This is a genomic window from Neisseria bacilliformis, from assembly GCF_014055025.1.
Classification (GTDB): Bacteria; Pseudomonadota; Gammaproteobacteria; order Burkholderiales; family Neisseriaceae; genus Neisseria; species Neisseria bacilliformis.
In genome coordinates this window covers 428,894-440,852 of record NZ_CP059571.1, presented here as the reverse complement: position 1 = coordinate 440,852, position 11,959 = coordinate 428,894, and the positions used below count along the sequence as shown (strand labels likewise).

General features: G+C 60.8%; 10 protein-coding genes. 3 read left to right on the top strand and 7 right to left on the bottom strand.

From position 1 onward, the window contains the following. Nucleotides 1-133: 133 nt before the first annotated feature. Entirely contained in the window at nt 134-706 is a 573-nt protein-coding gene (locus H3L91_RS02215) for a TMEM165/GDT1 family protein (RefSeq protein WP_040658631.1), read from the top strand. 349 nt (nt 707-1,055) lie between these two features. On the opposite strand, the gene H3L91_RS02210 is transcribed toward H3L91_RS02215, so the two are convergent. The 3 genes from H3L91_RS02210 to H3L91_RS02200 form a co-directional block, all read right to left on the bottom strand. After that, nucleotides 1,056-2,351, bottom strand: coding sequence for a valine--pyruvate transaminase (locus tag H3L91_RS02210; protein ID WP_007341825.1), 1,296 nt, complete (start codon nt 2,349-2,351; stop codon nt 1,056-1,058). 116 nt (nt 2,352-2,467) lie between these two features. After that, nucleotides 2,468-3,232, bottom strand: coding sequence for a hypothetical protein (locus H3L91_RS02205; protein WP_182109861.1), 765 nt, complete (start codon nt 3,230-3,232; stop codon nt 2,468-2,470). 611 nt (nt 3,233-3,843) lie between these two features. Beyond that, complete coding sequence (locus tag H3L91_RS02200) at nt 3,844-4,692, bottom strand: RsiV family protein (RefSeq protein WP_007341822.1); 849 nt, start codon at nt 4,690-4,692, stop codon at nt 3,844-3,846. Between the two features lie 288 nt (nt 4,693-4,980). Between H3L91_RS02200 and H3L91_RS02195 the strand changes: the two genes are divergently transcribed. Together H3L91_RS02195 and H3L91_RS02190 are read left to right on the top strand one after the other, a co-directional pair. Beyond that, nucleotides 4,981-6,072 (top strand): glycosyltransferase, encoded by a 1,092-nt coding sequence (locus H3L91_RS02195; RefSeq protein ID WP_007341820.1) that lies wholly within the window; start codon nt 4,981-4,983, stop codon nt 6,070-6,072. A gap of 609 nt (nt 6,073-6,681) precedes the next feature. Then, on the top strand, nt 6,682-7,635 hold the full coding sequence (locus H3L91_RS02190; RefSeq protein ID WP_040658629.1) for a D-2-hydroxyacid dehydrogenase: 954 nt from the start codon (nt 6,682-6,684) through the stop codon (nt 7,633-7,635). Nucleotides 7,636-7,986: 351 nt separating this feature from the next. On the opposite strand, the gene ccoP is transcribed toward H3L91_RS02190, so the two are convergent. The 4 genes from ccoP to ccoN are packed head-to-tail and all read right to left on the bottom strand — an operon-like array spanning nt 7,987 to nt 11,663. Further along, complete coding sequence (ccoP, locus tag H3L91_RS02185; protein ID WP_182109859.1) at nt 7,987-9,390, bottom strand: cytochrome-c oxidase, cbb3-type subunit III; 1,404 nt, start codon at nt 9,388-9,390, stop codon at nt 7,987-7,989. 24 nt (nt 9,391-9,414) lie between these two features. Then, nucleotides 9,415-9,591 carry a cbb3-type cytochrome oxidase subunit 3 gene (locus tag H3L91_RS02180; protein ID WP_007341815.1) on the bottom strand — a complete coding sequence of 59 codons (177 nt, stop codon included), beginning with the start codon at nt 9,589-9,591 and terminating at the stop codon, nt 9,415-9,417. A gap of 4 nt (nt 9,592-9,595) precedes the next feature. Next, nucleotides 9,596-10,207 carry a cytochrome-c oxidase, cbb3-type subunit II gene (gene ccoO, locus H3L91_RS02175; RefSeq protein ID WP_007341814.1) on the bottom strand — a complete coding sequence of 204 codons (612 nt, stop codon included), beginning with the start codon at nt 10,205-10,207 and terminating at the stop codon, nt 9,596-9,598. Nucleotides 10,208-10,229: 22 nt separating this feature from the next. Then, nucleotides 10,230-11,663: a cytochrome-c oxidase, cbb3-type subunit I gene (gene ccoN / locus H3L91_RS02170; RefSeq protein ID WP_174258207.1), complete on the bottom strand. Its 1,434-nt coding sequence runs from the start codon at nt 11,661-11,663 to the stop codon at nt 10,230-10,232. Nucleotides 11,664-11,959: the final 296 nt, after the last annotated feature.

Sequence of the window (11,959 nt, the reverse complement as noted above, 5' to 3'; positions counted from 1 at the left end):
CGCGCGTGGTGCAGACATCTTCGCAAGCGTTGCGCTGCGCGGGGACTGGCAAGACTTAAAGGCACACCGGTTGTTCCGTGCGGGGCAGGCGGTGTGTCTTTTTTGTTTGCCCGCACGGTTCGGATTTTGCCTGATGGACGCCTTTCTTTCTTCCGCGCTGGGCGTGTTTGTTGCCGAAATCGGCGACAAAACCCAGTTGCTCACCCTCTTTCTCGCCGCGCGCTTTGCCAACCGCCACGCCGTTGCCGCCGGCATTCTCGCTGCCACCCTGCTCAACCATCTTGTTTCCGCCTGGTTCGGCGTGTGGCTGTTTGCCCATGTTCCGCCCGCAGCGGTGAAATGGACGGTGGGGCTGAGCTTTATCGCCGTCGGCCTGTGGCTGCTGGTGCCGGACAAGGACGACGGCGGCGGCAACGCGCGCTATCTGAAATACGGTGCGTTCGCGGCCACGGCGGTGCTGTTTTTTCTGGCGGAAATCGGCGACAAAACGCAAATCGCCACGGTGCTGCTGGCGGCGCGTTACCACGACTGGCTGTGGGTAACGGCCGGCAGCACGCTGGGGATGATGGCGGCCAATGTGCCGGTGGCCTACTGGGGCGGGAAGCTGGCGGCCAAAGTGCCCGCCCGCGCGGTGCGCCCCGCCGCCTGCCTGCTGTTTGTGTCGCTGGGGGTGCTGACGCTCTGCGGCGGCATGAGCTTGGGTTGAATTGTGCGAGGCCGTCTGAACACTGTATTCGGACGGCCTTTGCCGTGCACGGAATCCGCGTTTTTTCGGTAAGCCCGCAAACCGCGTGCGTGGCTGCGCTACACATCCTGCCTTAGGCATTGGAGGCCGTCTGAAAACGCAAAAAGCAGCCTGAAAACGGGTTTTGCGTTTTCAGGCTGCTTTTTTTGCACCGCCATTGCCCTGTTTGAAGGGTGTGTGGCTCTGCCGCGCACGCGGTCTCTGTTCTGCATGGAATCCGCGCGTGTTCCGCAAACTCTGCACCCCGAAACCGCGTGCGTGGCTTGCGCTGCATACCCTACCTTAGAGGCGGGGACGGCCTTTGGCGTTTTCAGGCTGCCCCGGCGAAGGCTTTGCGCACTTCTTCGGCGATGGCGGCGATACCTTGGTCGAGCGTGGCTTCGTTTTGGGCGATGCTGATGCGGATGCATTCGCGGGCGTGGGGGTAGTTTGCGGTGTCGAAGCCGATGAAGAAGGGTTCGCCGGGGATGACGAGGGTGCCGCGCGCTTTGAGGCGTTGGTACAGGGTTTGCGCGGGGACAGGCAGGCGGGGGAACCAGAGCCAGAGGAAGATCGCGCCTTCGGGAAGGTGGATTTTCAGGCTGCTTTCGAGGCCGTCTGAAAAATGTTTTTTCAGCAGGGAGACGGCCAGTTCGGCCTGTTTTTGGTAGAAGGGCTGGATTTCGCGCTCGGAGAGTTGTTGCAGGGTGCCGCTTTCGATCAGGGGGGCGGCAACGGCGGCGCCGAAGCGGGTGGGGGCGAGGTTGGTGATGGCGTTGAGGCTGGCGATGGCGCGGACGACTTCGGGGGCGGCGAGGACGATGCCGGTGCGCACGCCGGGCAGGCCGGTTTTGGAGAGGCTGAAACAGAGGATGATGTTGTCGTGCCAGTCGAGGCGGGCGGGGACGTGGATGATGTCGGGGAAGGGCATGCCGTAGGCGTTGTCGATGATGAGGGGAACGCGGTGGGCGCGGGCGAGGGCGTCGAGGCGTGCCATTTCGCCGTCGGTGAGGACGTTGCCGCTGGGGTTGGTGGGGCGGGAGCAGCAGATGGCGCCGATTTTTCCTTCGCGCAGTGCGGGCAGGTTTTCGAGGACGGCAAAGTCGATGCGGTATTTGAAGAAGCCGCTTTGGCCGTTGTGTTCGGCGTTTTCGATCAGCGGGGGGACGGAAAGGAAGCGGGGTGCGCCGATGTGGGCGTCGGCGTAGCCGATGTATTCGGGGGAGAGGGGCAGGAGTATGGATTTGTCGCTGCCGTCGTCGAATTCGCCGCCGAAGAGGTTGAAAAGGTAGAAGAATGCGTTTTGCGAGCCGTTGGTGAGGGCGATGTTTTGTTCGGTAACGTCCCAGCCGTAGCGGCGGCGGAAGTAGGCGGCCAGCGCGGCAATCAGGCGGGCGTCGCCCTGGGGGGTGGAGTAGTTGGACAGGCTTTCCACTGCCGCGCCGTCGGCGGCGATTTGGCGCAGGGTGTCGGCGAATACCTGCTCTACGGCGGGGATGTGCGCGGGGTTGCCGCCGCCGAGCATGTTGACGGGTCTGCCTTCGGACAGGGCGCGGCCGAGGTCGTCCATCAGTTGCAGGATGCCGCTTTGGCGGGTGAATTTCTGGCCGAATCGGGAGAATTGCATGGCGTGGCTTTCGTGGGGTTGTTGTAGTGGTGGGGATTATAGCAAGGGCGGTGAGAGGCCGTCTGAAAGCATCGCTTTCAGACGGCCTTTTTGATTCGGCATCCGCATCCGGCTGGCTATTTCAGCGGGCTGCTTGTCCAGATGTTCCGGTAGGAAACGTAGCTGATAACCGGCAGTATCGGAAACGCGATTGCATAAAACACCAACAGGCTTGCCACGAATCCCAGGCTGATGCCGCCTTGCAGCATCTCGCCCGTTTTGGCCAGCCACAAGACTAATAAAAAATATGCCAGCACCAGTATGATCAGCAGGAAGCCGCCGAGCTGGACAATATTTTTCAGGCTGCCTGTCAGGCTCATCGACATGGCTTTGGCGGGGGATACGCCTTGCAGCATCATCAGGGGCAGCGACATCCAGTTGCACAGGAAAAACAGGAGGTAGATGCCGCCAAGTACCCAGAAGATTTTACCCTCGATGGGATTTTCCGGATTTGCCATGGCAATAAAACAGGCCGTCGTTGCCAAGAACCAAAACAGATACAGCCTCACCAATGCCCATTTCTGTGCGCCAAACCCGTCGAACAGGCGGCCGAACGAAAACGAGCGTTCTTCCGACACGCCCGCCGCGACCGATACGAATCCGGCGGCAAAAAGCAGGGGCAGCGTCTGCATAAATAAAAATACCGCAGCCGAGACGACAAAAGCCCACCATTTGTGCTGTGCCATTGCCGTTTGTATATCCAGCGCGACCACCGCAAAAAATGCGCGCCACGATATGACCGAAATGCAGACAACCGCCAGCAATACCGCCAAAATCCACTGGGGCAGCCGGCCGCCGAGCAGCAGCAGCGTGTGTTTGACCCATACCAAACTGTCGCTCATCGGCCGCCAAGAAGGCACATCCAGCAGATACGGCGTGCCGTCGCCGTAATCGCCGCCGTTGCGGCCGCAGCCGTAGTAGTCTCCGGTATCGCGCATTGTTTTTCCTTGTTGCTGATTTGTCTTTAATCCGGCTGTGCCGCACGCGGGCGGATTGCATAAATACGCTTTCAGACGGCCTCAAACCTTATCGGCAAACCGCTTCCCAAGAACGCCCGTGGCCGGCACCCCAAGGCGATATAGTGAAACAAAATAGAAAATCTACGGCGTTGCTGCGCCTTGCCGTACTACTTGTACTGTCTGCGGCTTGCTGCCTTGTATCTTTCCTATTTTGTTTCACTATATATGCGGTTTCTGCTGTGCAGAGGCCGTCTGAAAACCAAAAAAGGCCGTCTGAAAGCGCAGCTTCAACGAAGTTATAGTGGAACAAAATGAAAGATACCCACCGTAGGCCGGGCTTCAGCCCGGCTAACTCGCTATTTATCCGATATTTTGCTGGGCTGAAGCCCAGCCTGCACCGAATACTTTTTATCTGTATCCACTATAAAAACACAGTTTCGGCGCAGCCAAAAACGGGGTTGCGCTTTTTCAGACGGCCTTTCGGACGCGCGGCCTTATTTCGCGTTCTTGTCCTCTTTCAAAATCTTCGGCGCGATTTGGTAGTGCGCCGCCTCGCGCAGGATTTCGGGCTTGACGATGCCTTTGAGTTTTGCCGCCGGAATATAGGCTTCGGGGCGGCCCAGCACATAGGGGGTGATTTCGTAGCTTTGGAAGACAAACAGCAGCCCGCCTTTGGCCAAACGCCAGTTGTCCGTGCCCTTGAAATCTTTGCCGGTGTATTCGTCGATGGCGCGACGGGCTTCGGCCACGGACGACACATCGTCGCTCCGGTACTTGGCCAGATGCTCGGCCGCCGCTTCTTTTTGCAGCCTGTTCAGCCTAGCGCGGCCGCCGGGCAGCAGGATGTCTTTGAGCGCGAGGGCTTGGGGCTTAGCCGCATCGCGTCTGACGACGGCAAGATCGTAAACGCCGTTGCCGTGCGGGCCGCAGGCGTAGTCCCAGTATTCCCCGCCGAACACGGCATAATGCGGGGTTTGGCCTTGCAATTCGATGCTGCGGTTGTAGTCCAGATGGCAGGGCGTATCGCCCCCTTCGGCGTTGGATTCGTTGACCGCCTTCACTTCTTCGTTGCGCGCCCAATAGGCTTGCAGCCCTTTGGGTGTGAGGTTGCTCGTGCCGACGGCTTTCTGTATCCGGCGCAGTGCCCAAGCGTCCAGTGCCTTGTCGCCGGTTTTCGGATAGGCAACGTTCAACTCGTGGCACTTGGACCCGTTGCCGGCTTCTTTTTCCGTTTTGGCACAGTTGGCGCGGGCTTCGAGCGTAACGGTGCGGTACGACAGCGGCGCGGCGTGTACGGCGGCGGCGAGCGGCAGGACAAGCAGAAACAGCGGTTTGGCAGACATATGTTTTCCTTTGCAAAATACGGTTGGAATATGCGGCGCAATCGTAAAGCGGCGCGGGAAAACGGGCAAGCCGCTGCGGGAAATATTTTTCAGAAACGTCATCCCCGCGCAGGCAGGGACGGCCTCAAAGGATGCGACGACGCGGCGGGCGTTTTACAATCGCGCCCCGCCCCTGCGCCTGTACACGGCAGGAGGCCGTCCCCGCCTGCGCGGGGATAGCGTTTCTGAAAAACAAAAAACACGCTTGCGGCGCGGGCAAAACCGGCCGCCGCAACAAGGAGTCAAACCATGAAAATCATCTTGGCCACATCGATGGGCGGGCTGGGCGGCACGGAAACCGCCAGCCTGCGCCTGGGCGCACTGCTGGCCGGACGCGGGCACGACGTGCTGCTGGCCTCGTCCGACGGCCCGCTAGTGGCACAGGCGCAGGCGGCGGGGATGCGTTGGCAGCCGCTGGATTTCTACGGCGGCGCGGCGGGCTACGCCAAAGCCGCCGCCGCCTTCGCCCGCGTGCTGCGCCGCGAACGCCCCGACATCGTCCACTGCCAGATGGCGCGGCTCGTCCCCGCCTGCGCCCTCGCCGCCAAACTCGCCTCCCGCCACAGTGCCGTGTTCTACCACGCACGCGGGCTGGACGCCGCCACCTACCCGAAAATCACCCGCCTGTTCAAACACTTGTACGTGTACATCATCGCCAACTGCCGCCACGAGCAGGAAAAACTCATCCGCCACGGCTTCCCCGCCGCGCGGATTGCCTACACCTACAACGCCCTGCCGCCCGCCCCCGCCGCGCCGCAGAAAACGCCGCGCGATTACGTCGCACTGGGCACACTCTCGCGGTTGGACAAAGTGCGCGCCGTCCACCTCACGCTGGACGCCTTCGCCCTGCTGCTGAAACGCGGCCTGAACGTGCGCCTGCACATCGGCGGCACGGGGGCCGAGGCCGCCACCCTCCAAGCGCAGGCCGCCGCCCTCGGCATCGCCGACCGCGTAACCTTCCTCGGCGCGGTGCGCGATTTGGACGCGTTTTTCGCCGCCACCGACATCCTCGCCAACACCCCCGATTTGGCGGGCGACCACGGCGCGGGCGTGGGCAACAACATCCTCGAAGCCGGCCTCTACGCCACCGCCGTCGCCAGCTACGACGTGGCCGGCATCGCCGAAATGGTGGAACACGGCGTTACCGGCTTCTGCACCCCCCTGCGCGACCAAACCGCCTTCGCCGACGCACTGGCCGCCCTCGCCGCCGACCCCGCCCTGCGCCAACGCTGCGGCCAAGCCCTGCGCGAACGCGTGCTGCGCCTGTGCGGCGACGACGAAATCTACCGCACCACCCTGGCCGCCTACGCGCTAGCGGGCAAAACGGATGAGGCCGTCTGAAAACCGATAAAACGGGTTTTGGCTGCGCCGAAGCTGCGCTTTCAGACGGCCTGTTCCCATCCCGCCCATACCGAACCTAACGTAGGGTGTGTCGCCCCAAGGCGACGCACGCGTTCTTTGCTGCCCAAACAAAAGGCCGTCTGAAAATCGCAAACCACATTTTTCAGACGGCCTCTTGGTATTCCCGCACCCCGAAACCGCGTGCGTGGCTTGCGCCACACACCCTACCTAACGGCAAGAGGCCGTCTGAAAAAGTAAAAATCCGCTTTTCAGAAACGTCATTCCCGCGTTTATGCTCGGCAGGAGTACTGGCGGAGACGGCCTTTTCCCGTCCAATCCATGCCGAACCTAAGGTAGGGTGTGTCGCCCCAAGGCGATGCACGCGTTTCCTGCCGCCCAACCAATCTGTATCCTTCCCCAAAACTTAAACCGCGTGCGTGGCTGCGCCACACACCCTACCTCAACGGCAAATGCCGTTTTGGGCGTACAAGCCGTCAACACGTCGAATGCCGACAGCCCGGCACGGCCGCAACGCTTGCCATCCGCATCGGAGCACGGCTATCCTGCACGCCCGATATTGATATAAACGATATAAACAAGGAGTCAAACATGAGCAAAAACATCGTCTTCCTCGACCGCGCCACCCTGCCCGCCGACTACGCCTTCCGTTTTTCCTTCCCGCACACCCTCGCCGAACACCCGCAAACCGCCCCCGAAGACACCGCCGCGCGTCTGGCGGGCGCGCACATCGCCGCCACCAACAAAGTCCGCATCACCGCCGAACACCTCGCCGCCAACCCGCAGCTCGAAATGATCGCCGTCTGCGCCACCGGCAGCGACCACATCGACACCGCCGCCGCCCGAGCCGCCGGTGTCGCCGTGTGCAACGTGCCCGCCTACGGCAGCGAAGCCGTCGCCGAACACGCCTTCATGCTGATGATCGCCCTGATGCGCAACCTGCCCGCCTACCGGCGCGACCTGCGCGCCGGCCTGTGGCAGAACTCGCCCTTCTTCTGCCACTTCGGCGCGCCGATACGCGATTTGCACGGCAAAACCCTGGCCGTTTTCGGGCGCGGCGGCATCGGCGGCACGCTGGCCGGCTACGCCCGCGCCTTCGGCATGCACGTCGTGTTCGCCGAACACAAAAACGCCGCCGTGGTGCGCGAAGGCTACGTTTCCTTCGACACCGCTCTGCAACAGGCCGACGTTTTGTCGCTGCACTGCCCGCTCACGCCGCAAACCCGCCACCTCATCGGCGAAGCCGAACTGCGCACCCTCAAACCCGGCGCGGTGCTGATCAACTGCGGACGCGGCGGCCTCGTTGACGAAACCGCCCTCCTCGCCGCCCTCAAATACGGCACCCTCGGCGGCGCGGGGCTGGACGTGCTCGAACAAGAGCCGCCCAAAAGCGGCAACCCGCTGCTCAAAGCCGACCTGCCCCACCTCATCATCACCCCGCACATCGCCTGGGCCAGCGACAGCGCGCGGCAGAAAATGTGCGACACCGTCGCCGCCAACATCGAAGCCTTCGCCGCAGGAAAACCGCAAAACCTTGTGTTGTAACAATCAGTCAAACGACAACAGAGGCCATCTGAAAGCGCAGCTTCGGCACAGCCAAAAGTGTTTTCAGACAGCCTCTGCCGTTAGGTAGGGTGTGTGGCGCAAGCCACGCACGCGGTTTGGGTTTTGAAGAAGGGTGCAGATTGGTCGGGCGGCGGGGAACGCGTGCGTCGCCTTGGGGCGACACACCCTACGTGCGTGGCGCGACAGTGGTTTGCCGATAAGGTTTGAGGCCGTCTGAAAACGAAGTTTCGACGCAGCCAAAAACGGATTTTGTTTTTTCAGACGGCCTTTAAGCAGAAAAAAGGTATGCGCCATACGCATACCTTTTTGTTTCGACCTTAGTTGCGGTGTTTAGAATTTGCCGCCGGAGGAGTTCACCATGTAGGTAACGGCCGCTTTGACTTCGTCGTCGGAGAGGGCTTCGTTGCCGCCTTTGGCGGGCATCATGCCTTTGTCGGTGAAGCCTTCGATGGCGTGTTTGAACAGGGTGTCTTTGCCTTTTTTGATGCGCGGCGCCCATTCGTCGTTGTGGGTGATGCGCGGGGTGTCGGGGATGGCGGAGGTGGCGGCGTGGCAGCCGAAGCACAGGCCGTCGAACACTTTTTTGCCTTCGGCCATCACGTCCGCGCCGCCGGCGGCTGCGGGCTTGGCCTCGGCGGCCGGTGCGGGTTTGGCTTCTGCGGCCGGCGCGGAGGCTACGGCCGGGGCAGGCTCGGACGCGGCGGCGGGTGCCGGAGCGGGCGCAGCTTTGGCTTTGGCGGCTTCTTCTGCTGCGGCTTTGGCGGCTTTGTCGCCCAAGACGTTTTCGGTGTCGGTTTTGGCGGCTTTGCCGTCGGGATGGGACAGTCCCCAAACGTAGGCGGTCAGCAGGTGGATTTTGTCTTTGTCGAGGAAGCCTTCCCAGGCGGGCATTTGGTTGTGGCGGCCGTTGGTGATGGTTTCGATAATGGCTTTTTGTGTGCCGCCCCACAGCCATACGTTGTCGGTGAGGTTGGGGCCGAGGCCGCGTATGCCCTGGCCTTTGTCGCCGTGGCAGGTGAAGCAGTTGGCGGGCAGGCCGTTGAAGAGGGCTTTGCCGCGTTCGGCGCGCAGGGGGTCGTACTGGTCTTCGGGTTTGGAGAGGGAGAGGACGTAGTTGGCCACGTCTTTCACGCCTTCTTCGCCGAGATCGGGACCCCACGATTTCATGATGCCGGTGCGGCCTTTGGTGATGGTTTCGTGGATTTTGTCGGGTGTGCCGCCGTAGAGCCAGTCGCTGTCGGTGAGGTTGGGGAAGCCGCGCGAGCCTTTGGCGTCGGAGCCGTGGCACTGGATGCAGTAGGTGTCGAACAGGTTTTTGCCGATGGTGCGGGCTTCGGCCTGTTTGGCGGTGTCTTCCACGGACATTTTGGCGTATTTGGCGTAAATCGCGCCGTATTCTTTTTGCGCGGCTTCGACTTCGGCCTGATATTCGCCGACGCTGGTCCAGTTGCGCAGGCCTTTGAAGTCGCCCAGGCCGGGGTAGAGGGCGAGGTAGCCGATGCCGAACAGCCAGGTGAGGATGTAGAGGTAGAACCACCAGCGGGGCATGGGGTTGTTGTACTCTTCGATGCCGTCCCAGTCGTGGCCGGTGGTTTTGACGTCTTCGCCTTTGGGCGGCGCTTTGACTTTGTTCTGCGAGAGCAGCAGCCAGATCAGGCCGATAAAGCTGAGGACGATGATGCCGATAATGTAGTAGTTCCAGAAATTACTGGTGAAATGTGAAGTTGTGTTCATTGTGTTTAGCTCCGTGCCCACGGGTCATCGGGCGGGACTGTTATTGTCGTTGTCGTGCGGGGTGTCGTCGTCGTCGATGATGCTGCGCGACGCTTCGTCGTAGTTGGCTTTGTTGCGCCTGTTCAAAACGATGTAGAGAACAAGGATGAAGCTGACGAGTACCAGTACGGTAAACAGTTGGCGCGCCCAGTTGACATCCATGTCGTTACCTTACGTTTTTCAAGGCCAGGCCCAAGCCCTGCAAGTAGGCGACCACTGCGTCGAGCTCGGATTTGTCTTTGAGCTCTTCGGGGGCTTTGGCGATTTCTTCGTCGGTGTAGGGCGTGCCCAGGGTTTTGAGCCCTTTCATGTGGGCGACGACTTCGGCGGGATCGACCTTGTTGCGCGCCAGCCACGGGAAGGCGGGCATGTTGGATTCGGGAACGACGTCGCGCGGGTTGTTCAGGTGGATGCGGTGCCATTCGTCGGAATAGCGGCCGCCCACGCGCGCCAAGTCGGGGCCGGTTCGTTTGGAACCCCATTGGAACGGGCGGTCGTAAACCGATTCGCCGGCCACGGAATAGTGGCCGTAGCGTTCGGTTTCGGCGCGGAAGGGGCGGATCATCTGCGAGTGGCAGTTGTAGCAGCCTTCGCGCACGTAGATGTCGCGCCCGGCCACCTGCAAGGCGGTGTAGGGTTTGACGCCTTCTATCGGCTTGGTTACGGCCGGGGAGAAGAACAGGGGGACGACTTCGATAAACAGGCCGACGCTGACCACCAAGAGGGTGAACACGATCAGGACGCCGACTTTTTCTTCGACTAGTTGTTGCAGTTTCATTTTTGGTAGCCCGTATTTTTTATTAGTGGTGTTGCGTTTCGGCGAGGGCGGGGATTTCCGCTTCTACCGGTTTGCCGTTCATGATGGTGCGGTAAACGTTATAGGCCATGATGCACATGCCGGAGAGGTACAGCAGGCCGCCGGCAAAGCGGATGACGTAGAAGCGCATGCTTTCTTTCACGCCTTCGACGAAGGCGAAAGTGAGCGTGCCGTCGGCGTTCATCGCGCCCCACATCAGGCCCTGCATCACGCCGGCAATCCACATCGAAGCGATGTAGAGCACCACGCCGATGGTGGCGATCCAGAAGTGCGCGTCAATCAGTTTGGTGCTGTACATTTCTTTCTGACCGAACAGGCGGGGAATCATGTAGTAAACCGAACCGATGGTTACGAAACCCACCCAGCCGAGCGCGCCCGCGTGGACGTGGCCGACCGTCCAGTCGGTGTAGTGGCTCAGGGCGTTGACGGTTTTGATCGACATCATCGGGCCTTCAAAGGTGGACATGCCGTAGAAGGACAGGGAAACGATGAGGAATTTCAGGATGGGGTCGGTGCGCAGTTTGTGCCACGCGCCGGAGAGGGTCATGATGCCGTTGATCATGCCGCCCCAGGAGGGTGCGAAGAGAATCAGGGAGAGCACCATGCCGACAGACTGCGTCCAGTCGGGCAGCGCGGTGTAGTGCAGATGGTGCGGGCCAGCCCACATATAGGTGAAAATCAGCGCCCAGAAGTGGACGACCGACAGGCGGTAGGAGTAAACCGGACGGCCTGCCTGCTTGGGCACGAAGTAGTACATCATGCCGAGGAAGCCGGCGGTGAGGAAGAAGCCCACGGCGTTGTGGCCGTACCACCACTGCACCATCGCGTCAATCGCGCCGGAATAAACCGGGTAGGATTTCATCGCGCCGACGGGCAGGCTGAGGTTGTTGACGATGTGCAACAGGGCGACGGCGAGGATGAAGCCGCCGTAAAACCAGTTGGCTACATAGATATGCTTGATTTTGCGCTTGGCGATTGTACCGAAGAACACAACGGCGTAGGCCACCCACACCAGCGTGATGAGGATGTCGATCGGCCATTCCAGCTCGGCGTATTCCTTGCCCTGCGTCCAGCCCATCGGGAAACTGATGGCCGCGCCCAGAATCACGGCCTGCCAGCCCCAGAAGGTAAACGCGGCCAGCCAGCCGCCGAACAGGCGCGCGTTGCAGGTGCGCTGCACGACGTAATACGACGTACCGATCAGGCCGCAGCCGCCGAAGGCAAAAATCACCGCATTGGTGTGCAGCGGGCGAATGCGACCGAAGTGGAACCACGGGCCGATTTCAGACAGATTGAGTGTGGGCCAGAAAAGCTGGGCGGCGGCAATCACCCCCACCAGCATACCCACAATCCCCCAAACTACAGTCATGACGGCGAACTGCCGCACCACTTTGTAGTTATAAGTTTGCGCTTCCATGAAAGTCTCCATTAAACACGGAAAATAAATCCGATACCCCGCAGGCGGCCAGGCCGCGTCCCGCAGGGCTTTTCCATCAAACTGCTCCGACCGCCGCGCGGCGGCCGTTTTACCGAACGCAGCATAAAGGAAAACCCCCGCTTGGCAAGCCTTCGGCCTGCTGCCATAATGGCCTGCCTTCGCGGGTAAAGAAAGCCGGTTTGTCAAGAAAAACCCGATTTCTTTACATTAAATTCCCATATGCTTTACAAGGTTATAGATTTTATCTAATTTATGGTTTGACACCAATCAATTAA